Origin of the sequence: Bifidobacterium minimum (assembly GCF_000741645.1) — a bacterium.
In the GTDB taxonomy this organism is placed as follows: domain Bacteria; phylum Actinomycetota; class Actinomycetes; order Actinomycetales; family Bifidobacteriaceae; genus Bifidobacterium; species Bifidobacterium minimum.
On the sequence record NZ_JGZD01000009.1, the window covers coordinates 728033 to 753534 of the forward strand.

Consider the following 25502-nt stretch of genomic DNA (forward strand, 5'->3'; position numbering starts at 1 on the left):
TCGGATCTCAGTTGGCGTCCTCGTTGGAGTTCTTGTATTCCTCCCGGATCTTCCAGAACTCATCCTCGGTGGCGACGAACTTGGTCTCACCGGTTTTCAGATTCGTGGTCACGAAGTACAGCCAATCGCCCGCGGGCGGATTCATGGCGGCAGTTATGGCCGAATCGCCGGGATTGCTGATGGGCGACGGCGGCAATCCGGTTTTGACGCGTGTGTTGTAGGCGTTGTTCGTGTCAGCAAGCATGGCGTTGGTCAGCTCGCTGGCCTTGACACCAGCGCCGTATGCCACCGTCGTGTCCATTCCCAGGGGCATGGATTTGCTCAGGCGATTGAGGATCACCCGGACGACCTTGCCGTAATATTCCTCCGTGTTGACCTCGGACTCCGCGATGGAGGCCATGATCAGCACCTTCTGGCGCTCCGTCCCGGTAGGCACGCCCAGATCGTCGAGCTTGGCGATTCTGGCCTGGACCATCTGCTTGAGCACCGCGGAGGCGCTGGACGCATTGGAGACGTCATATGTTCCCGGCTCAAGCCATCCTTCAAAATGTCCCTCGGCCTCGTCGGGGAGGATGCCCTTCCCGCCGGCGTCGACGATTGCGGTGAAGTCGGCCTCGGGGATGGACGACAGCGATGCGGCCGACTTCACCACATCCGACACCCTCTCCCCCGATTTGACCTCCAGCATGCCCTTCGCCTTGCTTTGGTCGGATAGGATCGCGAGGGCGTCGGCGGCCGGCATGCGTTTCTTAAGCGCATAGGTGCCGGGATAGATGGTGGACGAGTTGGCCGACACCACCGACGTGAAGGACTGGGCGGATTTGACGACCCCGGCCTTCACGAGGCGGCTCGCCACGGAATCGACGCTTTCGCCTGTGGAAACCGTGAACGACACGCTTCCTGTGCCGGGGCCGGGATAGTCAAGGCTCTCGCTGGTGGTGCTTTGCGCCGCGCGCGATTGGCTCCAGCGCGACAACGCCCGGTATCCCGAGTACAGCCCGACGACGATCAGGGCCACAACAACGAGCGCGCCGACGATAAGAATGATGGCATGGCGCTTTTTCGTCTTCCGAATCCTTCTGCGCTGCCTGCGCGACATCGGAAGGTCCTCATGATCGTCCAGAGGCTGTTCCATCCCCTCGGAGGGCGCCTCCCACTGGGCGCGGCTGTCGAAGAAATCGTCAAAATCGTCGGAGGATGGTTCGACGTCGTCGTCATCGCGTTCCTGCCGGTCATCCGTCATATTGCCCGCCTTTCCGTCGCGCGTCGTCCAGAGCCGATTGCAGTATCAGAACCGCCGACTGCTGGTCGATCATCGGCCTATGGCCTTTTTCACGTATGCCCGCGCCGCGCAGCTCCCTGTGCGCGGCGACCGTCGTGAGTCTTTCATCCTTCAGAAGCACGGAGGGCGATCCGGCGCCGAACCATTCGCCCGACCGTATCAGCGCGTCCGCACGAACCGTGAGATTGCGCGACCACCGGCGTGCCTTATGGGCGTGGCGTCCCTCGGAGCCATCAAGAAGCAGCGGAAGCCCGACCACCACCACGTCGACGCGCTCACGCTCGACGATGTCGAGCACCTCGTCAAGGGCCTGAAAGGAATCGCCGTGCACGGCGATGTTCCCGATCGGGTGGGCGAAGGACAGCTCCGGGTCGGACATGGCCAGACCGACCCGTGCATCCCCCAGATCAACACCAAGCCATGGCACCGCGCTAGCCGATTCGCTCGATTGATCGACGAACGTCGCCTATGGCCTCGTCGACCTTGGAGACATCGACGCCGCCTCCCTGGGCGAAGTCGGGCTTTCCGCCACCGCCGCCGCCAAGCACCGCGGACGCCGACCTGACGAGGTCACCGGCCTTGAGACCCAGGGACCTGGCCGAGGCGTTCGTCGCCACGGCGATCATGGGACGGTCGTCCTCGTTCACGCCTGCGAGGGCGATGACGACGGGACGTCCCTCACCCATACGGGAACGGATGTCAAGAACCGTGCGCCTCAGCGCCTCGAACGAGCCGAATCGTCCGACATTGCGTGAGATGACGACCACATCGTCCTGTGACGCGTTGGCCTCGTCGACCAGAGCGGGAACCGACTGCGCGAGCTGCGCCTCATACATGGAGGAGAGACGACGGTCGGACTCCTTGAGCTTGGCGAGAAGAACCGAGATCCTTTCGGCGAGCTCGTCGGGACGGGCGTTGAGCTTGTCGGACAACTGGGAGACGAGTGCGTGCTCCCGTGCGTGGAAGTCGTACGCGCCCTTGCCCACCACGGCGTCGACCCTGCGCACCCCCGAACCGATCGAGGCTTCCGACATGATGCTGACGGCGCCGATCTTCCCCACATGGTCGACGTGGGTTCCTCCACAGAGCTCACGGCTCCAGCCATCCTCGCCGATGGAGACGACGCGGACGACGTCACCGTATTTCTCACCGAACAGATGCATCGCGCCAAGGGCGATGGCGTCATCGAACTTCATCTCCGTCGTCGTGACCGCAAGATCGTCCCGCAGCTTCTCGTTGACCCTCTCCTCGACGGCGTTCATGGCGTCGCGTCCCGGAGCCTTGGACCACTGGAAGTCGAAGCGCAGGCGGTTGGGCGCATCCTCCGAGCCACGCTGGGTGGCCTGGCTGCCCAGCTCCTCGCGGAGGGCCTTGTGGACCATGTGGGTGGCGGTGTGGGATCGCGCGATCGCGCCACGACGCTTCATATCGATGTTGGCGTTCACCGTGGATCCCACGACGAGGGTGCCCTCGGTCAGCCTGCATTGATGGACGATGAGATCCTTGATGGGCTTCTGGACGTCGTCCACCTCAAGAACCGCCCCCTCGTCGGAGACGATCTCGCCCTGATCGGCCAGCTGGCCGCCCGCCTGGGCGTAGAACGGCGTGCGATCGAGGATGACCTCGACCGTCGCGGGAGCCGTGACGGCGGGAACCGCGCCCTTGCCCTCCTGGATGATCCCCAGAACGGTGGACTTGGCCGAGAACTGGGAATAGCCGAGAAAATCAATGGGGTTGTCCAGTGTCTTGCGGAAGTCGTCATAGACGCTCAGATCGACGTTATGGCGCTTCTTCAACGCGTCCGCACGGGCCCGCGACTTCTGCTCGCCCATCAGCCTGCGGAAGGTGGCCTCGTCGACTTTGACGCCCTGCTCGGAGGCCATCTCGAGGGTCAGTTCGATCGGGAAGCCATAGGTGTCATGGAGGGTGAAGGCATCCTGTCCCGAGACCTCGGTTTTGGCTGCCTTCGCCTTGCTGACCGCCACGTCGAGGATCGTGGTCCCGTTCTCCAGAGTACGGCGGAAGGCATCCTCCTCGCCGCACGCCGATTCGTACACCTCATGGAAGGTGTTGGCGAGCTCGGGATAGCTCGGGATCATTGCGTCGCGCGACACGGGGAACAGCGTCGGCAGCACGGCGTCATGGACGCCGAGCATCCTCATGGAGCGCACCGTTCGCCGGAGAAGCCGCCGAAGCACGTAGCCGCGCCCCACGTTGCTGGGCCGCACCCCGTCGCTCATGATCATCAGGGCGGAACGAACGTGGTCGGCCACCACGCGGAACCGCACGTCGGAGCTCTCGTCCCGTCCATAGGCCAGACCCGTGAGCTTCTCGGCGGCCTCGATGACGGGATAGACCTCGTCGGTTTCGTAGATGTTCTGTTTGCCCTGAAGGAGATAGGCCAGACGCTCAAGTCCGGCTCCCGTGTCGATGTTCTTGTTCTCCAGCTCACCGACGATGTGTAGGTCGGTTTTGGATTTGACGTTGTCGACCTCGTAGTTCTCGAACACGAGGTCCCATATCTCGATGAAGCGGTTTTCGTCGGCGGCGGGCCCTCCGTCCCGTCCGTACTCAGGCCCCCTGTCGACGTATATCTCCGAGCAGGGGCCGCCCGGTCCGGGTCCTCCCGTCGTCCAGAAGTTGTCCTCCATGCCGAAGATCTGCATATGCTCGGGGTCGAAGCCCTCGTTGCGCCACAGCGATCGGGCCTCGTCGTCGTCCGTGTAGGTGGTCACCCACAGCCGTTCGGGATCGAAGCCATAGCCGCCCTGGTCCTGCGGGGTCGTCAGCAGCTCCCATGCATAGTGGATGGCCTTCTCCTTGAAGTAGTCGCCGAACGAGAAGTTGCCGAGCATCTGGAAGAACGTCCCATGCCGCGTGGTCTTGCCGACCTCGTCGATGTCGAGGGTTCTCACGCATTTCTGGTTCGATGCCATGCGCGGTGACGGGGGCGTCTGCTCGCCGAGCAGATAGGGGATGAACGGGACCATTCCCGCGATGGTGAACAGTGTCGTCGGATTGGGCGATATCAGAGAGGCTGATGGAACGACCATGTGGCCGTTGTCCTCGAAGTAGCGTAGATACCGCTTGGCTATTTCCGAAGTGCGCATGTTCGGATTGACTCCTTGATCGATGATAGCGGGTGGTTGTCGCCCGGTGTCCAGGCCGTGGGCCTCACGGCATCGGAAGATGAGCGCGTCAGGAAGCGACGTCCTGATAGCGACGGTTGAGCTCCTTCTCGCGGGCCTCCCGGGCGGCGGAGAAGTCGCGCCATAGATTCGACACGGTGGCCAGACCGAGGTTGTCGGCGACTTCGGGGAAGAGCGCTCCCCGTGCGGCATGTGGCGTGTTCGCCCTGACATAGGCGCGGGCCTTGGTCACCGTGACCACCCCCGCGGCGAATCCCAGGGATATCCAGAAAAGCCTTTTCCCCATCATTCCTCCTTGCCGGGGACGGACGACGTGGTTTCGGCGGAGGGTCCATCCGTCGGGTGACCGGTTGCGGACGCGCCCTTTCTTCCCGCGACGAACGATCCGATCGTACTTTTCAGGGCGTAGAAGGTGGATGCGATCTTGATGACGGGCTTGCCCAGGAAGGAGCCGTACAGGTCAGCCAGGGCTCCGACGTTGCGTGCCGTCGAGGACGCCGCGTCGGATATCCTGTTCACATCCTCGAGCGACCTGTTGATCTGACGGACCGTCGTCACGCCCTCGTCCAAAGCCGGTATCGCATGGTCTCCTGATTCGCGGACGGTGGCGGCGATCTGGTCGAAAAGCTTGCCCAGCCGAATCAACGGGTAGATAAGAAAGCCGACGAGAATGGCGAACGCGATGGCCGCGATCAGTCCGGCGATGTCTCCAACATCCATCAGTGCACCTCTATTTTCTGCCGCGGAACCGTTCCATACAGACAAGAACCCAGCTTAGCCTAGACCGCGACCCCGACTCCCGCGACCCCGACTCCCACGTCGTACGCCGTGGAAGCGGAAACATGCCGGCAGTCCCCATCGTTCCCATCGTTCATGGTTCCTATCGTTCGTATGCGAGTATGGTGACGCCGGCATCGAGATCGACGCTCGTGTCGAATCCGATCACGGTGACGCTGCCGTTGGCGGGTCGTTCCGTGGCCGCGTGGTCGGAGGGGCCGAAGCGGTTGATGAGGCTGAGCAGAGTGTTGCCGTGCGAGATCTGCAGGACGTGGTCCCCGTCCCTGAGATGGGGGTTGGACGCTATCAGGGAGAAGCCGGATTCGATCCGGCGCCAGTACTCCTCGTCGGATTCCGCGTCATGGAACGGATCGGCCTGCTTGAGGAAGTCGCGGGTCGCGGATAGACCGTGATCCCTGACGATGGCGGCATATGTCGGTGATCCGTGCGGGGCTCCCGCGGCCCACCATGCCTCGGACATGTCGCGTCCCTCGAAATAGCCATAGAACTGCTCCCGGAAGGCCTTGGACGTCGTCAGAGCGGGGCGTGCGTGCCCGGCGCGCTCGTTGGCGTCAAGAATCACCCGCGCGGTCGTGACCGCACGCGTGGTGTCCGAGCAGTAGGCCGCCGCGAAATCGATCCCGGAGAGTTTCTCGGCGGCATGGCGGGCGTCGCTTTCGCCCTTCTCGGTCAATGGCGAATTGGACCATCCCTGAAGTCGGTTGTAGCGATTGAAGTATGTCTGGCCGTGACGGACAAGATGAAGGATGATGCGCATACCGCGATTATCCCACGCGTGGAGGATGCGTGCGATCGGACGTCATGGGACGTCGCGGATGCGGCACGGCATGGCATAATGGCGTGATGAGTTCATTCCTTTCACGCTGGCTCGTCGTCTTCATCGCGGCGGGCGTCATGGTCGCGCTTCTTCCGGGCATGACGCCGATCGGTGACCCTCCTGTTGCGGGCGTGGCCGCCTTCGCGTTCTTCATGGCGATCATCAACGCATCGATCAAGCCGATCGTGCATATGCTCGCGCTTCCCTTCAGTATTCTGAGCTTCGGTCTTGTGGCCCTCATCATCAACTGGCTGTTCATGAGGCTGGCGTCCTGGCTTGCGCTGTCGATCTTTGGCATGGGCGTCGTCATACAGGGCTTCCTGTGGTCCGTTCTCGGTTCATTGATCATGGCCGTGGTCTCGTCACTGGTGGGCGGCATCATCGGCGACTGATCGGTTCCCGCACTATGACGAAGGCCCTCGCAGAGGAATTCCTCTGCGAGGGCCTTCGGCGGTATCGGCGACGAACGGCGAACCGATGTCATACGGTCAGAACGTCAGCGGGCGTAGAACTCCACGACGTACTGGATGTTGATCTGAACCGGAATCTCCTCGGGTTCGGGCTTGCGCACCAGCGTGGCCTTCAACGAGGCGAGGTTCACGTCAAGATAGCCGGGAACCGCGGGGAGGACGTCGCGGTGGACGCCTTCGGCGGCGATCTGGAAGGGAACCATGGTCTGGCTCTTGGCCTTGACCTGAATCGTCTGTCCGGGCTTGACTCGGTAGGAGGGACGATCAACGATGTTTCCGTCGACGAGGATGTGGCGGTGGACGACGAACTGCCGGGCCTGGGCCGTGGTGCGGGCGAATCCCGAGCGCAGGACGAGCGCGTCGAGGCGGGACTCAAGATCGAGCAGCATGGCGTTGCCGGTCTGGCCTGCGGTATGGGTTCCACGCTCGTAGACGGCGCGAAGCTGCTTCTCGGAGACGCCATACTGGGCGCGCAGACGCTGCTTCTCGCGAAGACGGACGGCGTAGTCCGACTCGGTGCGCCGACGGGTGCGTCCATGCTCGCCGGGAGCATAGGGGCGCTTCTCGAAGATGCGCTGGGCCTTGGGCGTCAGTGCGATGCCCAGAGCGCGCGACAGGCGGACCTGACGGCGTGAGCGCTGAATGTTGGTCATGATGTTTCCTTCTGTTTCTGTCGTTATCTGAAACGTGACGCGCGTATGGCGCGCGCCGAGTCAGCCTCTCCAGCGCTTCGGCACGATGTGCCAACGATTCCGGTGTTCCGACGAACCGCCGTCCCGCTGATGGGCCAGGACTCCAGACAATATCCGCCTGATGACGGACACAATCTATAAGGCTATCACAGCTTTTCCAGAGGCGCCATCCTGAGCAGAAGCCGTTTCACGCCGTCGGAGCCGAAATCCACCACGACGACCGATTTGGTTCCCTTGTCCTCGACGCCCACGACCTTGCCGAGGCCGAAACTGTCGTGCGACACCCTGTCCCCCACGGAGATCTGCGATACGTCCAGACGGGACGCGCCTGCGGACGAGCTGGACACCGAGTCCGCATGGGGTCTCGCGGACGGTTGCGATCTTCTGGACGAGACGTCCGAGGATCTCCCATGCGAGGAGGATCCGGATGAGCCAGATGAGCCATACGACCCATACGATCCATATGTGCTGCGGGCCCCCGAGCGCCGTCCCGATGACGATCCGGATTCCCGGGCTCCATACCTGCCGCGGGATCCTGCGGACGATCCCCATGACCGTCCCCGGCGCTGACTGTCGGCGGAACCGTATGAGGAACGTCCGTACGAGGAAGAGAAATCGTCGTCCGAATCATCCCAGCCGCCGAACTCGTCATCCTCCCGTCCACGGATAAGCTCCGTGGCGGCCTGCCGGCGACGCCAGTCGATCAGGGCGTCCGGAACCTCGTCGAGAAACTGGCTGGGCAGCATCTCGTCGGTTTTCCCCCATTGGAAGCGCGTCGCGGCACGGGTCAGATACAGCCGTCTCTTCGCGCGGGTTATTCCCACATATGCCAGACGCCGTTCCTCGGACAGCTCGTGGGCATCCTCCAGGGCGCGCGAATGCGGGAACGTCCCCTGCTCCATCCCGGGAAGGAACACCACGGGATATTCGAGCCCCTTGGCCGTGTGAAGCGTCATCAGAGTGGCCTTACCGGTATTCTCGTCCTCGTCGGGCAGCTGGTCGGCGTCCGCGACCAGAGCCGTCGTCTCCAGGAATCCCGCGACCGTCGCATCCGGGGTGTTCTGCTCGAACTCGGCGGCCACCGACTGCAGCTGCGCCAGATTGTCGACACGGGATGCGTCCTGTGGATCCTCGGAACGGCGCAGCTCGTCAAGCAGCCCCGTATCCTCCAGTATGCGTGCCACCACCTCCGAGGGATGATCGTCGTGCTCCGCCGCGAATTCGCGCAGTCCCCGCATCAGCTCGCGGAAGGAGTCGAGCATTTTCCCCGTCCGCGTGGGCATCCCCTCGATCCGTTCCCAGTGATCGACGCCATCCCAGAACGTGGCGGCGTTGTTCTGCGCGTACGCCATCACCAGGGACTCCGCGCGCGCTCCCAATCCGCGCTTGGGGACGTTGAGGATGCGACGCATGTTCACGTCGTCCGCAGGGTTGACGATCGCCTGAAGATAGGCCATCGCGTCCTTGACCTCGCGGCGTTCGTAGAAGCGCGTCCCGCCGATCAGCTGATAGGGTATGCGGGCGTTGATCAGCGCCTCCTCGATGGCCCTTGACTGCGCGTTCGCACGGTACATGACGGCGACGTCCGAATAGGGGACGTCATCCTCGGCGGACAGGCGCTCTATCTCCCGGGCTATCCAGGACGCCTCCTGACGTTCGTCGTCCGCAGCGTATCCCACGATCTTCTCGCCGGGGCCCGCCGCGGTCCAGAGCTTCTTGGGCCGTCGTTCGGTGTTGTGCGAGATAACCGCGTTCGCTGCGTCGAGAATGGTCTGCGTCGAACGGTAGTTCTGCTCGAGCATGATGACGCGCGCCTGGGGGAAGTCCTTGTCGAAGTCCTGGATGTTGCTGATGTCGGCGCCCCGGAAGGCGTAGATGGACTGATCGGAGTCCCCCACTACCGTGACCCAGGCGGGTGCCTCGTCCTGTTTGTCGCGCGGACCCGCATCATCCGTCGCCTGCCGCACCGTCTGCGCGTCCACGCCGGCGAGCTCGCGGATGAGCTCATACTGCGCGTGGTTGGTGTCCTGGTACTCGTCGACAAGAATGTACCGGAATTTGTGACGGTAGTATCGGGCGACCCGTGGATCGGAGCGGAGGAGCTCCACCGTCCGGCCGATCAGATCGTCGAAATCCACGGCGTTCGCCATCGCGAGGCGATGCTGGTATTCCGCATGGACGACGGCGACGATCATCTCGAGATCGTCTGTCCGCGCCAGATGGTACCCGCGTTGACCGGGACGGTAGTCCGGTGCGTTCGCCTGAAGCTGGACGCGCCAGTCCTTGAGTCCGTTCTTGGCGTCGGATATCTTCGACAGGATCATCTTGGGCGTGTAGCGCTTGACGTCGACGTTGAGCTCGGTGCAGATGATCTTGACCAACCGCTCGCTGTCGGCGGAATCATAGATCGAGAAGCCCGACGCCAGCCCGATGGACTTCCCGTCGCGGCGGAGGATGCGCACGCAGGCGGAGTGGAATGTGGACACCCACATGCGTTGGGCCGCCGGACCGATCAACCGCTCCAGACGTTCGCGCATCTCCCCCGCGGCCTTGTTGGTGAAGGTGATAGCCAGTATCTGGCTCGGCCATGCCCGCAGCTCGGTCAGCATCCATGCGATGCGACGCGTCAGGACCCTGGTCTTGCCCGATCCGGCCCCCGCTCCGATAAGAAGCGCCGGGCCACGATAGGTCACGGCCTCGCTCTGCTGTGGATTGAGGCCCTTGACGAGCTCCTCCGTCGTGCGCTGGATGACATCCGGATCCTGTGACACTCGCGTCCTTCCGTTGAACCGTTCCAAGGGCGTGCGGCCCCTCATCTGCGCATACATGTTTAGCACGAACGTCAGTCAGCGACCGGGCGTCGAAGCCTGCGCACCCGCCGCGCGGTGGCGGGGATCCCGGAATATCGCGGGCGCGTCCGGCGTCCTCTGACCGCGATCCGGAACAGGGATGCCCGGCGTCTTCCAGACGGCGGGGCGTCGGTCAACTCGCACGGCTATGCTCGCCATCCATACGGGTGTTCGTCGCCGTGGACGCGGTGCCAGGCAGGTGCCAGGCAGACGTCAGACAGACGTCAGACATGGATGGGAAAAGGACGGTTATGCGGGAGCTTGAGGAGAGGATCAGACGCGACGGGGTCGTCAGGGACGGCGGCGTCCTCAAAGTCGATTCGTTTCTGAACCATCAGTGCGATGTGGCGCTGTTCGATCGAATGGGAGCCGAATGGGCGACCCTGTTCAAGGGGAAAAGAGTGGACCGGATATTGACGATCGAGTCGTCGGGAATCGGCCTCGCATGCTGCGCCGCGCGCCATTTCGGCGACGTCCCCGTGGTTTTCGCTAAGAAGGCGCAGTCGATCAACCTCGATGACGATCTGCTCACCACCACGGTCTATTCCTTCACCAAACGCCGGGAGTTTCCGGTTATCGTCTCCCGCCGATTCCTCCATCAGGGGGACCACGTCCTTCTCGTCGACGACTTCCTCGCCAACGGGCGCGCCATGGAGGGGCTTATCGAGTTGTGCGACAAGGCCGGCGCTACCGTCGAAGGCATCGCGATCGCCATCGAGAAGGGGTTCCAGGATGGTGGCGGACGACTGCGCCGACGTGGGTACGACGTGCGGTCATTGGCCATCGTCACGCGCATGGATGCCGGCACCGGAACCGTGGAGTTCGCGTGACGTCGCGGGGAAAGGCCTCTCGGCGCGGCCCGCGGGTAGAGAATCCCCGGCACTCGTCGGATGATCCCAACCTGATGTTTCCTCTGCTCGACACGCTCGTCGCCGTGTATGAGATGGGGCAGTTCACGGTGGCCGCCGACAAGCTGCATGTATCGCAGTCGACGGTGTCGGCCCGCATGCGGTCGCTGGAGGAGATCGTGGGAGCACCGCTTTTCGAGCGGCATGCGAAAAGCGACGTGACGCCCACCGCGGCCGGACGGATACTCTACGACACCGCACTCGACATCGGGGAGAGATGGAGAAGCGGTTATTCCCACGCCATCCATGCGTCTGCGAAGCGCGAACGGTTCTCGATCGCATGTTCCCATACGACGAGCCAGGTTCTTCTTCCGGAGATTATGGGGATAGCGGAATCCGAGCTCGGCGCCGTCGATCTGACGGTGGGCACGGCCAATTCCGAGGACATCCTCGACAAGGTGGCCATGAACCACGTTCAGCTGGGCGTGGTCGAGAAGGCCGTCACCAGCGCCGCGGCGTCGCGCACGCCGATCCGTCGCGACAGCCTCGTGCTGGCGGGCGATCCCCATGGCGTGTGGCTGCTGCGTGAACAGGGTTCGGGAGTCCGCTACTACACCAATCTTTTTCTGGCCTCCTCGCATACCGTTCCCCAGCGTCAGATCCTCATGTCGAGCAACTCCGCCATCATCAGCTGTCTCGCGGCGGGTTTCGGCCAATCCATCATCTCGTCCCGGCTTGTCCCCGATGGCGTTCCCGTGCGCGATCTGGGTCCCGACTTCGTCAGACGCTTCTATGCGCTCACCCCGGCGTCCGGCCTGTCCCCCGTGCAGAGGGCGCTGTGCGATGAGATCATCGCAGGGCTGTCCGATCCCTCCGACCGGGAGTGATCCCAGACGATGGGTCGATGCGCCGGACCATATGGCGCATGGCATGGCATGGTGTGACGAGGCGAGGCGCTGCAAGGCCAATGCGATGCGATGCACGGCGATGTCAGACAAATATCATCGGCATACACGATTCAATGCATGGATATTTGTGATTTGACCGATGCCATGGCGGGGAGTTCACTCGTCCGAGTGAAAACATCATTGTCATCATGGATGCACCGCATCACCACCATCGACATGCTCGTCATCGCCTTGGTCACGCTCGTGGCGTCCCTCGCGGGATCGGCGCTCAAGAGCCTTCCCGTCCTCAGCATGTTCGGAGCCCTCATCATCGCGCTTCTCATAGGGATGGTCGCCCAGTTCCCGATCAGACGCTGGTACGAGAGGGGACGGTCGGCGCGCGTCGACGGCGTCCGTGACGGCGCCGGCCTGATATCCAACAAACTGCTGAGGCTCGGGATCATCCTTCTGGGCTTCAAACTGAATCTCCAGATCCTGTTCACCAAGGGGATCGTCTGCCTCCCCATCGCGGCCGTCGTGGTGACCTTCGCGATCGTCGTGACGTACGCCATCGCCCGGGCGTTCAGGGTCGATCCCATGCTGGCCATACTCGTGGCCGGCGGCACCGGAATCTGTGGAGCCGCCGCGGTCATGGGGCTGTCCAGCGCGATCACCGTCGACGAGGACCGGGAGGAGGAGAAGCAGGAGGACATCATGATGGCCGTCGCCGCCGTCGCCATCATGGGAACGGTCTTCGCTCTGGCGGAGATCGTCGCCGGCCCGCTCACGGGACTGAGCGCCACGCAGCTTGGCGTCGTTGCCGGAGCCTCCCTGCATGAGATCGCGCACGCGGTGGCTGCCGGAGCGGCCTTCGGAAGCGTCGAGATCGCGACGATCATGAAGCTCTCCCGCGTGCTCATGCTTGTCGTGGCGTCGATCGTGATAGCCCTGTGGTGGGACCGCACCCAGGAGACCCCGGACTCCGCGGGACGACGACGCATCGTGTTCCCCTGGTTCATGCTGGGGTTCATCGGTGCGTCGATCGTCGGATCGTTCGTCCCGGGCGTCTCCACGATCGCCCCCACCCTTGTCGACATCGCCTATGTGGTTCTCGGAATGGCCATGGCCGCACTGGGCATCACCGTCAATTTCCGTGCCATAGCGAATCGAGGGCGTGCGGCGTTCCTCGCCAGCTTCCTCGCCTCCATCCTCCTTCTCGGACTGGCCGTGGCGATCGCCGCTCTGGTCTTCTGACGGGTCCCGATCAGCCGGGGACGCGCCGCGCGAACCCGTCCTTCTGGCGGTCGGGCGCGGCGCGATTCGGCTCATATCCCCGGGGTGTGGGAGAATCCACCCGATCATCGATAGTCGGACCGGGATAAGGGGGGGGCGCATGGTCGCGTTCATCGAGCAGCTGTTTCTGTGGTGGCTGTTCTATGGCTTCGTCGGATGGGTGTGGGAGACCTGTCTGGGCGTCGCCACACGGGGACGGTTCGTGGAGCGCGGCGTCCTCATCGGACCGCTGTGCCCCATCTATGGATTCGGCGCGATCATCGTCATCCTCACGCTTCGTGACGTGACCAATCCGCTTGCCCTGTTCCTCAGCTCCGGTGTCCTCGCATGCCTGCTGGAATACGTCACGTCGTCTTTCGTGGAGAAGGCCTTCCATGTGCGCCTGTGGGACTATACGAACAGGCCGTTCAACGTCAATGGACGGATCTACCTCAACGGATTTCTGGCTTTCGGCTTCGGCGCCAGCGTGGTCAAGCTCGCCGTCCAGCCCATGGTCGCAGGCCTTACGGGGTCATGGACGCCAACGACGCTGCATGTCGCCACGGCCTGCGCGGCGGGTCTTCTCGTCGCCGACGCCTCCATCACCATCGCCGGACTGACCAGCTTCGACCGCCGTCTGGCGCGGATCAATGACGGCATCGCGAAGGCGAAGAGCACCAGAATCGCGGCCATCGACGAACGGCTGGAGAGAAGCGGACATGGGCCGGAGAGCGTCGCCGACGCGGCCGAAAGGATCCGCAGGACCCTGACGTGGCAGCAGCGGCGTCTTATCAGGGCGTTCCCCGGCATGACCTCCACGCGTCACGGTCACACGCTCAAGAGCGTCCGAGAGGCTTTGGCGAGAAAGGCCCAGCGATTGACCAAGGATCGATAGACGGTCGATCCTCGGTAGGAGGAGGGCCGCCACAAACCGCGACCCAGAAGGCCCGGATCACAGGGCGCCTGCAGTCCGCGCTTCACCGGGAACCGTCGTCGCACTGCCGGTAAGGGCGCATTGCCGGTAAGGGACGGATAAATAGGATAAAAGGCAAAACGAAGCTCCCGCGACCCTCGGCTCCATGAGGGTCGCGGGAGCTTCACCAAGGTCACTCCCACTCGATGGTCGCCGGCGGCTTCGAGGTCACGTCAAGCACCACGCGGTTGACGTCCCGGCACTCGTTGGTGATCCGCGTGGAGATCGTCGCGAGCACGTCGTAGGGGATGCGGGACCAGTCGGCCGTCATGGCGTCCTCCGAACTGACCGGACGCAGCACGATGGGCATGCCGTAGGTTCTCTCGTCGCCCTGGACCCCGACCGAATGCACGTCGGCCAGAAGAACGACCGGGCATTGCCAGATGTCGCGGTCGAGCCCGGCTCGCGTCAGCTCCTCGCGAACGATGGCGTCGGCCTCGCGCAGAACATCCAGACGCTCCCTCGTGATCTCCCCGACGATGCGGATGCCCAGGCCCGGACCGGGGAACGGCTGCCGCCAGACGATCTCGTCCGGAAGACCCAGCTGGGTCCCTATCGCGCGGACCTCGTCCTTGAACAGGGTGCGCAGCGGCTCGATGAGCTCGAACTTGAGATCCTTGGGTAGACCGCCGACGTTGTGATGGGATTTGATGTTCGCCGCACCGTCCCCGCCGCCGGATTCGACGACGTCGGGGTACAGCGTCCCCTGCACGAGGAAGCGCACCTCGGAGCCCGTTCTCCCGGCCTCCTCGATGACCTGCCGCTGGGCCTTCTCGAAGGTGCGGATGAACTTCTCCCCGATGATCTTGCGCTTGCGCTCGGGCTCGCTGACGCCCTTCAGCGCGGAGAGGAAGTCCTCGGAGGCGTCCTCGGCTATGAGCCTGATCCCCGTGGCCGCCACGAAATCATGACGGACCTGCTCGGCCTCGCCCTTCCTCAGAAGACCGTGGTCGACGAACACGCAGGTCAGCTGATCGCCGATGGCGCGATGGACGAGGGCCGCCGCCACCGCGGAATCGACTCCGCCGGACAGTCCGCAGATCACCTGGGAGTCCCCGACCCTTTCACGGATCGCCCTGACCTGATCGTCGATGATGCCCGCAGCGTCCCAGTCGGACGCCAGTCCGACGCACTCGTGGAGGAACGTGGATATCAACGCCTGCCCCAGAGGCGTGTGCCGGACCTCGGGATGCCATTGGACGCCATACAGCCCGCGGGATCCGTCCTGCATCGCGGCGACCGGAGCGCCCTGCGTGTGCGCAAGGACCTCGAATCCCTCCGGCGCCTTCTCCACGGCCACCCCATGGCTCATCCATGTGCTCTGGCTGGCCGGCGATCCCGCCAGTATCCCGTCGGCGCGGTCGATCGTCGTCTCCGTTTTACCGTACTCCCCCATGGCCGCCCGATCCACGGTGCCGCCGAGCTCATAGGCCATGACCTGGAATCCGTAGCAGATCCCCAGAACGGGGACGCCCGCGGAGAAAAGCGAGACGTCGATGCCGGGGGCGCCGGGTTCGAACACGGATGCGGGTCCGCCGGAAAGGATGATCGCCTTGGGATCCTTGGCGAGCATCTCCGCGACGGGCATGGAATGCGGGACCAATTCGGAATAGACGTTCGCCTCGCGCACTCTGCGGGCGATCAGCTGGGCGTATTGGGCGCCGAAATCGACGACAAGGACTGGACCCTTGGCCATGTGCTCTCCTCCGGGACAATGCTGATAAGGCACCATGTTGCTGTGCCGGTCAATGACATTGTGTCCGGTCAAGACGACAAGCGCGCGGCTACGGGTCTCATCGTCGACGCCGAAGGTCCGACAACACGCCGAAAGGAGGCCGCCGCCTTTACGCGGGAGGAGTAATGAACATCACCGACCGTCATGGTCAATGATGCCGGGCGTTCCTGATATTCCGCGGATTTCCCGCCTTGCCGCGGTCTGCGTCGCCATGTCGATCGAAGTGGGATCCGTATAAAAAGGGAACAATTCCGAACACACAAGCAAAAAAAGCGTCAAAAGTCGCAAGTCCCACGTACCATGTGTCTCGATTGGAAGTGGTTGTCCCACGCATCCAGCGTCGGGGAATTCACGTCCTACCGATAATAATCAATCGCACGCACGCGTGCAGGAGTACAGGAGTACACATGACGAATCCTGTTATTGGCACCCCTTGGAAGAAGCTTAACGCTCCGGTTTCCGAGGAAGCCCTTGAAGGCGTAGACAAATATTGGCGCACCGCCAATTACCTTGCCATCGGCCAGATCTACCTTCGCAGCAACCCGCTGATGAAGGAGCCCTTCACTCGCGAGGACGTCAAGCACCGCCTTGTTGGACACTGGGGAACCACCCCCGGCCTGAACTTCCTCATCGGCCACATCAATCGTCTTATCGCCGACCACCAGCAGAACACGGTCATCATCATGGGACCCGGCCACGGCGGCCCGGCGGGAACCGCCCAGTCCTACCTCGATGGGACCTACACCGAGTACTTCCCGAAGATCACCAAGGACGAGGCTGGCCTGCAGAAGTTCTTCCGCCAGTTCTCCTACCCGGGCGGAATCCCCTCGCACTACGCGCCGGAGACCCCCGGATCCATCCATGAGGGTGGAGAGCTCGGATACGCGCTGTCGCACGCCTATGGCGCGGTGATGAACAACCCCAGCCTTTTCGTTCCGGCCATCGTCGGCGACGGCGAAGCGGAGACCGGACCTTTGGCCACTGGCTGGCAGTCCAACAAGCTGGTCAACCCCCGCACCGATGGAATCGTGCTCCCGATCCTGCACCTCAACGGATACAAGATCGCCAACCCGAGCATCCTGTCGCGCATCTCGGATGAGGAGCTCCACGACTTCTTCCACGGCATGGGCTACGACCCCTACGAGTTCGTCGCCGGTTTCGACGATGAGGACCATGCGTCCATCCACCATCGCTTCGCCGAGCTTTTCGAGACCGTCTTCGACGAGATCTGCGACATCAAGGCCGCGGCCCAGACCGACGACATGACCCGTCCCTTCTACCCGATGATCATCTTCCGCACGCCCAAGGGCTGGACCTGCCCGAAGTTCATCGACGGCAAGAAGACCGAAGGCTCGTGGCGCGCCCACCAGGTTCCGCTGGCCTCCGCCCGCGACACCGAGGCCCACTTCGAAGTTCTCAAGAACTGGCTCGAGTCCTACAAGCCCGAGGAGCTCTTCGACGAGAAGGGCGCCATCAAGTCTGATGTCACCGCGTTCATGCCTAAGGGCGAGCTGCGCATCGGCGAGAACCCGAACGCCAACGGCGGCCGCATCCGCGAGGATCTCAAGCTTCCCGATCTCGACGACTATCAGGTCAACGAGGTCAAGAAGTACGGACATGGCTGGGGACAGCTCGAGGCGACCCGCCGTCTGGGCTCCTACACCCGCGACATCATCAAGCTGAACCCGGACTCCTTCAGGATCTTCGGACCCGACGAGACCGCGTCCAACCGACTCCAGGCCGCCTACGAGGTCACCAGCAAGCAGTGGGACGCCGGATACCTTTCGGCGCAGGTCGACGAGCACATGGCCGTCACCGGACAGGTCACGGAGCAGCTTTCCGAGCATCAGATGGAAGGCTTCCTCGAGGGCTACCTGCTCACCGGTCGCCACGGCATCTGGAGCTCCTACGAGTCCTTCGTGCACGTGATCGACTCCATGCTGAACCAGCATGCGAAGTGGCTTGAGGCGACCGTGCGCGAGATCCCGTGGCGCAAGCCCATCTCGTCGATGAACCTTCTGGTCTCCTCCCACGTGTGGCGTCAGGACCACAACGGGTTCTCGCATCAGGATCCGGGCGTGACGAGCGTTCTGCTGAACAAGACGTTCAACAACGACCACGTGATCGGAATCTACTTCCCGGCCGACTCGAACCTTCTGCTCGCCGTTGCGGAGCGCTGCTTCAAGTCGACGAACATGATCAACGCGATCATCGCCGGCAAGCAGCCCGCCGCGACATGGCTGAGCCTTGACGAGGCTCGCGCGGAGCTCGAGAAGGGCGCCACCGAGTGGGAGTGGGCCTCCAACGCGAAGTCCAACGACGAGGCCGACATCGTCCTGGCCGCCGCCGGTGACGTTCCCACGCAGGAGATCATGGCCGCCGCGGACAAGCTCAACAAGCTTGGCGTGAAGTTCAAAGTCGTCAACGTCGTGGATCTGCTGAAGTTGCAGTCCGCCAAGGAGAACGACCAGGCCCTTTCCGACGACGAGTTCGCCGACCTCTTCACGGCCGACAAGCCCGTCCTCTTCGCCTACCACTCCTACGCCCATGACGTTCGTGGACTCATCTACGACCGTCCGAACCACGACAACTTCAACGTTCACGGCTACGAGGAGCAGGGTTCGACGACCACGCCGTACGACATGGTGCGCGTCAACGAAATCGATCGCTATGAGCTCACCGCCGAGGCGCTGCGTATGATCGACGCCGACAAGTACGCCGGAGAGATCGACAAGCTCGAGAAGTTCCGCGACGAGGCGTTCCAGTTCGCGGTCGACAAGGGCTACGACCACCCGGACTACACCGACTGGGTGTGGCCCGACGTGAAGGTCGACCAGCCGGGCGCCGTCACCGCGACGGCCGCCACAGCCGGCGACAACGAGTGAGCATGGCGGGATGATCGTCCCGCTCGCTGACTGATACGGCGACGCCGGGGGTATCGGAGAATTTCGATGCTCCCGGCGTCGTCGTATCCGCATCGTCGCCGTATCCATTCCCCGTATATCCGTATCCATACCAGACCCGTATCCATACCAGATAAGGTGCGGACGTGACGTACGCGACGCGCGACACCGAATTTCCGTTACCGTTCCCATTCCTGTCCTACAATGTGTGTGGCGTAGGCCGTGCGAAGAAGCGTGACCATGCACCGCCACGATGAAGGAGCAGTTATCTTGACCACAGCCATCTATATCGCCAGTCCCGAGGGACGAACCGGAAGAAACGCCTTTGCCTATTCGTTGGTGAGCCGACTGCACAGCTCGGGGAAGACGACGGTGGTTTTCCGCCCCATCGCCCGGCGGCATGACCCGTTGGGGACCGCTTTGTCCCATGCCGCGAATCCCTCCGGTTCCGAGACGGCATACTCCCGTGGCGTGTGTCCCTGCCATTGGCGCGACGACCCGGACGCCTCCCGCGGTGACGTCGTCAGCGCCTACCATGGGCTTCTCGACGGGCCTGCGGGCAAGCCCGATGTCGTCGTCATCGTGGGCGCGGATGGCTCCCCGACCTATTCGCCCGACGCCTTCGCCAACGACTGCGCGATCGCCTCCGACCTTCATGCGAATCTTGTTCTGGCCATATGCGGGCGTCACCGTGACGCCCGTGAACTCCGCGACAGCGTTGACGTCTGCCTCGCCATCGCGGATAGATACGGCGCTGACATCGCCGATGTGGCCGTTACGGGCTGCGATGGTTCCCGTGCCAAGGAGCTTACCGACGCATTGTCGGATCTGGACGTTCCGACGCAGGCCATTCCTTCCGTCGAATTCGATTCCGAGGACGAATCGACATGGGCGACCGCAACCGAGAAATGCGCGGCTTCCATCACCGACCATGATCTCGCGGCGTTGCTGTCCCACTCCCCCTTGCCGACTGTGACGCCGTACGCGTTCCAGAGCGATCTCGTCATCCGCGCGGCTGCGCAGCGCAAGCGCATAGTCCTTCCCGAGGGAATGGAGGGCCGGATCCTCGCCGCGGCCGATTATCTGCTTCGCAGAAACATCGTCGACATCACCCTGATCGGGGAACGGGACGAGATCCTTGCCAAGGCCCATGACATGGGCCTGTCGTCAATCGAATCGGCGACGGTGGTTAGTCTGTCCGATCCTCGGCATCGCGACGCGATGATCGAGCGACTCTGCCAGCTTCGCGCGCACAAAGGCATGACGCCGCCCAAGGCGCAGTCGACCCTGGCCGACCCCAGCTATTTCGGCACCATGCTCGTCCAGATGGGGCTTGCCGACGGACTGGTGTCGGGATCGATCACGTCCACGGCGACGACCGTCCGTCCGGCGCTGCAGGTGATACGCACCAAGCCCGACGCGTCGCTTGTTTCGGGCGCCTTCATCATGTGTCTGCCCGACCATCCGGTGGTCTTCGCCGACTGCGCGATCACCCTCAATCCCACTGCCGCCCAGCTTGCCGACATCGCGATCCAATCGGCTCGTACGGCGCGGAACTTCGGCATTGATCCCCGGGTGGGGATGCTCTCCTACTCGACCCTGGGATCGGGCAGCGGTCCGGATGTCGATCTCGTCACGGAGGCGACGAATCTTGTGGCGCTCAAGGATCCCGATCTTCCCGTGGTCGGCCCCATCCAGTTCGACGCCGCATGGTCTCCGGAGGTGGCCCGGGTCAAGGCTCCGTCCAATGAGGTCGCCGGGCATGTCAACGTCTTCGTCTTCCCCGATCTCTCAGCGGGGAACATCACCTACAAGGCCGTCCAGCGCTCTTCGGGAGCCCTCGCCGTCGGTCCGGTCCTCCAGGGACTGAACAAGCCCGTCAATGACCTGTCCAGAGGGGCCAGCGTCAAGGACATCATCAACACGATCGCGCTGACGGCGGTCCAGGCCCAGCAATAGTCGCATTCCTTCCCCCTCCTATCTCTCTCCCAGAGATCCCGTGCACGGGGCCGGGTGGACGCATGCCGGTCCGTCCCATGCCCCGGCTCGCGGATGGACCGCGTCCATGAGGATCACCTCGACGCAAACGGGAACAGGGAGGGGGGGGAAATGAAGGTATCGGAATGGTTCCGGGGATGCGGCACCGGCTTCTCATAAGGCCCGTGTTGTATCCCGTGGAGCGTATTCTCAATGAGGTGGCCATGCCGGAAGCATGGAAAACAACAACACATGGAGGAAGCCCCTTATGGCGAAAACCGTCCTTGTCATCAATTCCGGATCAAGTTCGATCAAATACCAGTTGGTCGATCTCACTACAGGCGAAGGCCTGGCGTCGGGACTCGTCGAGAAGATCGGCGAGCCGATCGATGGACATTACAAGCACGAGTATCAGGGAACGAAGCATGAGCTCAATGAGCCCATCCACGATCACGAGCAGGGACTCAAGCGCGTTCTGGGTCTTTTCGACGAGTTCGGCCCCAAGCTCACCGACGCGGGCATCGTGGCCGTCGGACATCGCGTGGTCCAGGGGGGCAACGTCTTCCCGAGGCCGGCACTCGTCAACGACAAGACCATCGGCAAGGTGAAGGATCTGGCAGTCCTGGCGCCGCTCCACAACGGTCCCGAGGCCATCGGGGCCGAGGTCATGCGCGCGCTTCTTCCCGATGTGCCGCAGGTCTTCGTCTTCGACTCCTCGTTCTTCTTCCAGCTTCCCGCCGAGGCGAGCACCTATGCGCTGAACAAGGAGATCGCCGACCGCTATCACATCCGTCGCTACGGCGCCCACGGAACCTCGCACGAGTACATCGGATCGGTTGTTCCCGGAATCGTCGGCAAGCCCGCCGAGGGGCTCAGGCAGATCGTCCTGCACATCGGCAACGGCGCGTCCGCGTCGGCGCAGATCTCGGGACGCCCGGTCGAGACGTCGATGGGTCTGACGCCTCTCGAAGGACTCGTCATGGGCGGCCGAACCGGCGACATCGATCCGGCCGTGGTGTTCCATCTGATCCGCAACGCCCACATGAGCGTGGATGAGCTCGACACCCTGTTCAACAAGCGCTCCGGCATGATGGGCATGACGGGCTTCGGCGACATGCGCGAGGTCCATCGCCTCGTGTCTGAGGGCGACGAGAACGCCAAGCTCGCCCTCGACGTCTACATCCACCGCATCGTCGGATACATCGGCAACTACACCGCGCAGATGGGCGGGGTCGACGTGATCACCTTCACCGCGGGAGTCGGTGAGAACGACGAGATCGTGCGTCGTCGAGTCTGCGAGAAGCTCTCTCCCTTCGGCGTGAAGCTCGACGCTGAGAAGAACGACGCCCGCTCCAAGGAGCCCCGCATCATCTCGACGCCCGACAGCTCGGTCATCATCGCGGTCATCCCCACCAACGAGGAGCTGGCCATCGCCCGCAAGTCCGCGGAGATCGCCGAGACCGGCAAGGATTCATACGGAAACGAGTTCGCTCGCTGACGCGGTCGACCATCCCGATGATTCGATGAAGGGTCCCATGCCAATCGGCGTGGGGCCCTTCACTTTTCCGCCACGTTCCCATTCCGACGGACGTTATGCGGACGCCGCTGCGGTCATCCGAGCATGCGCGTCCACATATTCGGGAAATCGGGCAGCGTCTTGCTGGTTGTCGCTATGTCCTCGATCCGCGTCCCCGGCACCGCCAGGCCGATCATCGCGGCGAACGTCGCCATCCGATGATCGTGGTAGGTCCGCATCGCCGCCGCATGGAGCGTTCCACGGGGAACCGGTCTGATGGACACGCCATCGTCCAGTTCACGGGCGCCGCAGCCTATGGCCGTCAGCTGTTCGACAAGAGCCGCGAGCCTGTTCGTCTCATGACCGCGAAGATGCGCGATTCCCACCAGATCCGTCTCGGAATCGGCCAGCGCCGCCAGCGCCGCCACGCTGGGGGCCAGCTCTCCCGCCGCGGAGAGGTCGAAGCGCCCCAGCCCGCGGATGATGCCGTCGGCGGGCCCCGTCACCCCGATCATGCCGGCGCCGCCGGCGGCCGTGGAGACGTCCGAACCATCGGCGTCACCGCTGCCGTTCCAGGGCCGTCCATCAAAGGTCACGGTCGCGCCCATGCGAATCAGGATTGCCGGCAGCAGCCCGCCCGGCTGCGTCGTGGCGGCGGGCCAGCGGGGAATGCGGACCCGACCACCGGCGATAAGCGCGGCGCCCAGGAACGGCGCCGCATTCGACAGATCAGGTTCGATGACGACGGCATCCGGAAGACGCAGGTCGGCATGATCGAGAATCCACTGTCCGGGGGTGGGCATGGTGACGTGGCCGCCTGCGGATGCGACATCCTGCATGGTCATGCGGATATGGGGCGTGCTGGGGAGCGTCCCGCCGTTATGGGTCAGAGACATGCCGTGAGGAAGTCTGGATCCCGCCAGCAGAAGTCCGGAGATGAACTGGGAGGATTGGGACGAATCGATCGTGACATCCGCCCGCTCCCGTGGCAACGCGTCAGGAGGCGTCACCGTGAAGGGCAGGAATCCGTGATCGCCGTGATATTCGATGCCGGCGCCGAGCTGCTCCAGACCGTCGAGAATCGGTCTCATCGGACGTGATCTCGCCTGGTCATCGCCGTCGAAAGACACCGGACCGTCGGCGAACAGCGCGAGCGCCGGGACGAAGCGCATCACCGTTCCGGCAAGACCGCAGTCGATGCGGCATCGACCCGCGAACCTTCCGCCGTCGGGTGGCGTGACCAGCATATGCGTGTCCGAGCCGTCCACCGTGCTGCAGCGCACGCCCAGAGCCGTCAATGCGCCGATCATGAGATCGGTGTCACGCGAGCGAAGCAGACCATCGAGCTCGATGGGCGTGGATCCCAAGGCGGCAAGGACAAGATAACGGTTCGACAGGGACTTGCTGCCGGGAATCTCGACAAGCGCATCAAGAGGACCCGTGGGCTCCGGGGCGTTCCACGGCGTCTCCGGAGCCGGGACCGATGTGCGGCGTGCCGCTTCGGGCGCACGGACGGCTGGTGATGGTGACGCGGACGAATGAGGATCGACATTGGACATATGCGTCATTGTACGGTCATGGGCGTCATGACCGTACGTCATGACCGTACGTCATGATCGGACGTCGATTCCGCGCGTCATGGAACAGCCGCGCGAACCGGCGGCGGACCGGGTCATGCCGTCTGGGAGAATTGGCCGACCAGCGCCTCCATCCACTCGTTGAGGGTGGCGTACTTTGCGGGCATCTGTTCGGTGAGCTTGACGATGGGGACCTTGCTCGTCGTGGCCGCGGCGCTGATGGTCGAGGTGACGCTATTGGTCTCCTGAGTGTTGAGGATCAGCAGGGAGATGTCCCCTGATGCCAAGGCCTTCGTGAACGCCACGACGTCGGACGCCGAGGGTTCGCCTTCGTTCGCCACGGCCTGCGAATACCCTTTCGGCGTGGCGTCGGTCATGCCGAGGTCGTCGGCCAGGTACCAGGCGACCGACTCGGTGGCGGCGTACCGCGCACCGGACGTTTTGGCGCGCGCGGCCGTTATCGAGGCCTCCAGTGATTTCTCCTTGTCCTTCCACTGATCGTTGAGCTCCCGATATTGCGTGGAGTGGTCGGGATCGTTCTTCTCGTATGCCGCGGTGATGGCGTCCGCCGTCGCTTTGCGGACCTTGGACGAGAACCAGACATGGGGGTTGCCTCCCTCGGCCACATCCCCCGATTCAGCCGCGTTGACAAGGGTCGATGCGCTTGAGGACGCGGCCTTGACCGCCCACGGGTCGTAATCCGCGCCGTTGACCACCGTCACCTTAGCCGTGGAGAACGCCGCGATGTTCTGCGTCGTCGGTTCGTAGTCGTGGGCTTCCACGGACGTGTTGGTCATGACGCTTGTCACGGACACGTACCGTCCTCCCAGCTCCTTCGCCAGGGATCCCCACTGATTGATGCTGGCGACCACGGAAAGCGTTGACGCTCCCGTCGACTGCGAGCCGTTCGCCGACGAACCCGAGGATGAGCAGGCTGCCGTGCCGATGAGAAGCGTCGCGGCCACGGCCATGGCGGAGCCGCGTCTGATGCGCGACCATGCTCCATGCCTCCCGCTCGGGTTCTCCACGCTCGGGCGATGCTCCACGGATGGTGACGTTGGCTCTGATGATGACAACCACATGGTGGGGTCCTCTTTTCTTTCTCTATTTCTTTGATGCGACTTCCGTGGACTTTCCGCGCGGAACGAGGCGACCGGCCTCGCCCTTGTCCGTACTCGATCGTTCGTCCGACCACCCACACTATACGCTAATGAGAACCGTTATCAATAAAAGCGTGTCGACAATAAGACCGGAACCAGGATCGGGTGCAAGGGGAACGGTGGTATGGCGGACGATGGGGGTCGCCGGGCCCCCGCACCGTGCCAACTCACGGTCATACAGGAATAGGCGCCACCATCACGAAGGATAACGTCCGGTTTCTTGCGCAGTTTTGAGGTTGTGGGAGCGTAGCCCGTCCTGTGTGTACGATTTTCAATCGCTGAATATGAAAACCGATTGGAAAGCAGGTGCGGGCTATGCCCAAGCACATTTTACAGGTGGATCAACCCTTGTTCGAGACCGAGCTGGATCGGATGGTCACGCAGAAGGTTACCCAGATCCTCAACAGGATGCTCGACGCTGAGGCGGATGATCTTACGGGGCGGGACGTTATGAACGATCGGATACGAGGAAGGCGTATCGTGCGGGCCATTACCGGCGTGACCTGACGGTCAAGGCGGGCAAGCTTTCGGTGAAGGTGCCGAAGTTTGAAGGGCGCGCTTTTCGAGTCGGCGGTCGATCGAACGGTATCGGCGGCG

Annotated in this window: 19 protein-coding genes and 1 pseudogene; 9 read left to right on the top strand and 11 right to left on the bottom strand. The window is 63.2% G+C overall.

Annotation, left to right across the window (positions count from 1 at the left end):
• Positions 1 to 7 precede the first annotated feature (7 nt).
• The 6 genes from mltG to BMIN_RS06855 all read right to left on the bottom strand — a co-directional run bounded on the left by mltG (position 8) and on the right by BMIN_RS06855 (position 5986).
• Positions 8 to 1243: an endolytic transglycosylase MltG gene (gene mltG / locus BMIN_RS06830; protein WP_022860739.1), complete on the bottom strand. Its 1236-nt coding sequence runs from the start codon at positions 1241 to 1243 to the stop codon at positions 8 to 10.
• Complete coding sequence (gene ruvX / locus BMIN_RS06835; RefSeq protein ID WP_022860740.1) at positions 1233 to 1709, bottom strand: Holliday junction resolvase RuvX; 477 nt, start codon at positions 1707 to 1709, stop codon at positions 1233 to 1235. Before ruvX ends, mltG begins: the two co-directional genes overlap by 11 nt.
• A gap of 4 nt (positions 1710 to 1713) precedes the next feature.
• A complete protein-coding gene (gene alaS / locus BMIN_RS06840; protein ID WP_022860741.1) occupies positions 1714 to 4392 on the bottom strand; it encodes an alanine--tRNA ligase in 2679 nt (892 codons plus the stop codon).
• 88 nt (positions 4393 to 4480) lie between these two features.
• The gene (locus BMIN_RS06845) at positions 4481 to 4717 is read right to left on the bottom strand and encodes a hypothetical protein (RefSeq protein WP_022860742.1); all 237 of its coding nucleotides are present in this window, start codon (positions 4715 to 4717) and stop codon (positions 4481 to 4483) included.
• Positions 4717 to 5151 carry a DUF948 domain-containing protein gene (locus BMIN_RS06850; protein WP_022860743.1) on the bottom strand — a complete coding sequence of 145 codons (435 nt, stop codon included), beginning with the start codon at positions 5149 to 5151 and terminating at the stop codon, positions 4717 to 4719. The genes BMIN_RS06845 and BMIN_RS06850 overlap by 1 nt, the downstream gene beginning before the upstream one ends.
• 160 nt (positions 5152 to 5311) lie before the next feature.
• Positions 5312 to 5986: a histidine phosphatase family protein gene (locus BMIN_RS06855; RefSeq protein ID WP_022860745.1), complete on the bottom strand. Its 675-nt coding sequence runs from the start codon at positions 5984 to 5986 to the stop codon at positions 5312 to 5314.
• An 86-nt stretch (positions 5987 to 6072) separates the two neighbouring features.
• Here BMIN_RS06855 and BMIN_RS06860 point away from each other — a divergent pair, with 86 nt between their 5' ends.
• Positions 6073 to 6438 (top strand): phage holin family protein, encoded by a 366-nt coding sequence (locus BMIN_RS06860; RefSeq protein ID WP_026647357.1) that lies wholly within the window; start codon positions 6073 to 6075, stop codon positions 6436 to 6438.
• A gap of 104 nt (positions 6439 to 6542) precedes the next feature.
• Here BMIN_RS06860 and rpsD read toward each other — a convergent pair whose 3' ends face one another.
• Together rpsD and BMIN_RS06870 are read right to left on the bottom strand one after the other, a co-directional pair.
• Entirely contained in the window at positions 6543 to 7169 is a 627-nt protein-coding gene (gene rpsD, locus BMIN_RS06865) for a 30S ribosomal protein S4 (RefSeq protein WP_022860747.1), read from the bottom strand.
• Positions 7170 to 7354: 185 nt separating this feature from the next.
• Entirely contained in the window at positions 7355 to 9979 is a 2625-nt protein-coding gene (locus BMIN_RS06870) for a UvrD-helicase domain-containing protein (RefSeq protein ID WP_022860748.1), read from the bottom strand.
• A gap of 329 nt (positions 9980 to 10308) precedes the next feature.
• Here BMIN_RS06870 and BMIN_RS06875 point away from each other — a divergent pair, with 329 nt between their 5' ends.
• The 4 genes from BMIN_RS06875 (at position 10309) to BMIN_RS06890 (ending at position 13959) form a co-directional block, all read left to right on the top strand.
• Positions 10309 to 10887, top strand: a complete 579-nt coding sequence (locus tag BMIN_RS06875) for a xanthine phosphoribosyltransferase (RefSeq protein WP_022860749.1) — start codon at positions 10309 to 10311, stop codon at positions 10885 to 10887.
• On the top strand, positions 10884 to 11792 hold the full coding sequence (locus tag BMIN_RS06880; RefSeq protein ID WP_022860750.1) for a LysR family transcriptional regulator: 909 nt from the start codon (positions 10884 to 10886) through the stop codon (positions 11790 to 11792). The genes BMIN_RS06875 and BMIN_RS06880 overlap by 4 nt, the downstream gene beginning before the upstream one ends.
• Before the next feature lie 189 nt (positions 11793 to 11981).
• On the top strand, positions 11982 to 13046 hold the full coding sequence (locus BMIN_RS06885; protein ID WP_026647359.1) for a YeiH family protein: 1065 nt from the start codon (positions 11982 to 11984) through the stop codon (positions 13044 to 13046).
• A gap of 139 nt (positions 13047 to 13185) precedes the next feature.
• Positions 13186 to 13959, top strand: coding sequence for a putative ABC transporter permease (locus BMIN_RS06890; protein WP_022860752.1), 774 nt, complete (start codon positions 13186 to 13188; stop codon positions 13957 to 13959).
• Positions 13960 to 14170: 211 nt separating this feature from the next.
• On the opposite strand, the gene guaA is transcribed toward BMIN_RS06890, so the two are convergent.
• The gene (guaA, locus tag BMIN_RS06895; RefSeq protein ID WP_022860753.1) at positions 14171 to 15733 is read right to left on the bottom strand and encodes a glutamine-hydrolyzing GMP synthase; all 1563 of its coding nucleotides are present in this window, start codon (positions 15731 to 15733) and stop codon (positions 14171 to 14173) included.
• Positions 15734 to 16179: 446 nt separating this feature from the next.
• Between guaA and BMIN_RS06900 the strand changes: the two genes are divergently transcribed.
• From BMIN_RS06900 to BMIN_RS06915, 3 genes are all read left to right on the top strand, one after another.
• A complete protein-coding gene (locus BMIN_RS06900; protein ID WP_022860755.1) occupies positions 16180 to 18657 on the top strand; it encodes a phosphoketolase in 2478 nt (825 codons plus the stop codon).
• 288 nt (positions 18658 to 18945) lie between these two features.
• On the top strand, positions 18946 to 20634 hold the full coding sequence (gene pta, locus BMIN_RS06910; protein ID WP_022860756.1) for a phosphate acetyltransferase: 1689 nt from the start codon (positions 18946 to 18948) through the stop codon (positions 20632 to 20634).
• Positions 20635 to 20920: 286 nt separating this feature from the next.
• Positions 20921 to 22150, top strand: a complete 1230-nt coding sequence (locus tag BMIN_RS06915) for an acetate/propionate family kinase (protein ID WP_022860757.1) — start codon at positions 20921 to 20923, stop codon at positions 22148 to 22150.
• A gap of 113 nt (positions 22151 to 22263) precedes the next feature.
• On the opposite strand, the gene aroA is transcribed toward BMIN_RS06915, so the two are convergent.
• On the bottom strand, positions 22264 to 23727 hold the full coding sequence (aroA, locus tag BMIN_RS06920) for a 3-phosphoshikimate 1-carboxyvinyltransferase (RefSeq protein WP_051126223.1): 1464 nt from the start codon (positions 23725 to 23727) through the stop codon (positions 22264 to 22266).
• A 113-nt stretch (positions 23728 to 23840) separates the two neighbouring features.
• Positions 23841 to 24716 carry a metal ABC transporter solute-binding protein, Zn/Mn family gene (locus tag BMIN_RS06925; RefSeq protein ID WP_022860759.1) on the bottom strand — a complete coding sequence of 292 codons (876 nt, stop codon included), beginning with the start codon at positions 24714 to 24716 and terminating at the stop codon, positions 23841 to 23843.
• A 504-nt stretch (positions 24717 to 25220) separates the two neighbouring features.
• On the opposite strand from BMIN_RS06925, the pseudogene BMIN_RS06930 reads away from it, so the two are divergent.
• Positions 25221 to 25502 (top strand): annotated as a pseudogene (locus BMIN_RS06930) (transposase); the annotation flags it as partial.

Coding starts and splice junctions, on each gene's coding strand:
- alaS (WP_022860741.1), bottom strand. CDS start 4,392: ATGCGCACTTCGGAAATAGCCAAGCGGTATCTACGCTACTTCGAGGAC.
- BMIN_RS06900 (WP_022860755.1), top strand. CDS start 16,180: ATGACGAATCCTGTTATTGGCACCCCTTGGAAGAAGCTTAACGCTCCG.
- BMIN_RS06845 (WP_022860742.1), bottom strand. CDS start 4,717: ATGGGGAAAAGGCTTTTCTGGATATCCCTGGGATTCGCCGCGGGGGTG.
- BMIN_RS06860 (WP_026647357.1), top strand. CDS start 6,073: ATGAGTTCATTCCTTTCACGCTGGCTCGTCGTCTTCATCGCGGCGGGC.
- guaA (WP_022860753.1), bottom strand. CDS start 15,733: ATGGCCAAGGGTCCAGTCCTTGTCGTCGATTTCGGCGCCCAATACGCC.
- rpsD (WP_022860747.1), bottom strand. CDS start 7,169: ATGACCAACATTCAGCGCTCACGCCGTCAGGTCCGCCTGTCGCGCGCT.
- BMIN_RS06875 (WP_022860749.1), top strand. CDS start 10,309: ATGCGGGAGCTTGAGGAGAGGATCAGACGCGACGGGGTCGTCAGGGAC.
- BMIN_RS06915 (WP_022860757.1), top strand. CDS start 20,921: ATGGCGAAAACCGTCCTTGTCATCAATTCCGGATCAAGTTCGATCAAA.
- BMIN_RS06850 (WP_022860743.1), bottom strand. CDS start 5,151: ATGGATGTTGGAGACATCGCCGGACTGATCGCGGCCATCGCGTTCGCC.
- aroA (WP_051126223.1), bottom strand. CDS start 23,727: ATGTCCAATGTCGATCCTCATTCGTCCGCGTCACCATCACCAGCCGTC.
- mltG (WP_022860739.1), bottom strand. CDS start 1,243: ATGACGGATGACCGGCAGGAACGCGATGACGACGACGTCGAACCATCC.
- BMIN_RS06855 (WP_022860745.1), bottom strand. CDS start 5,986: ATGCGCATCATCCTTCATCTTGTCCGTCACGGCCAGACATACTTCAAT.
- BMIN_RS06890 (WP_022860752.1), top strand. CDS start 13,186: ATGGTCGCGTTCATCGAGCAGCTGTTTCTGTGGTGGCTGTTCTATGGC.
- BMIN_RS06925 (WP_022860759.1), bottom strand. CDS start 24,716: ATGGCCGTGGCCGCGACGCTTCTCATCGGCACGGCAGCCTGCTCATCC.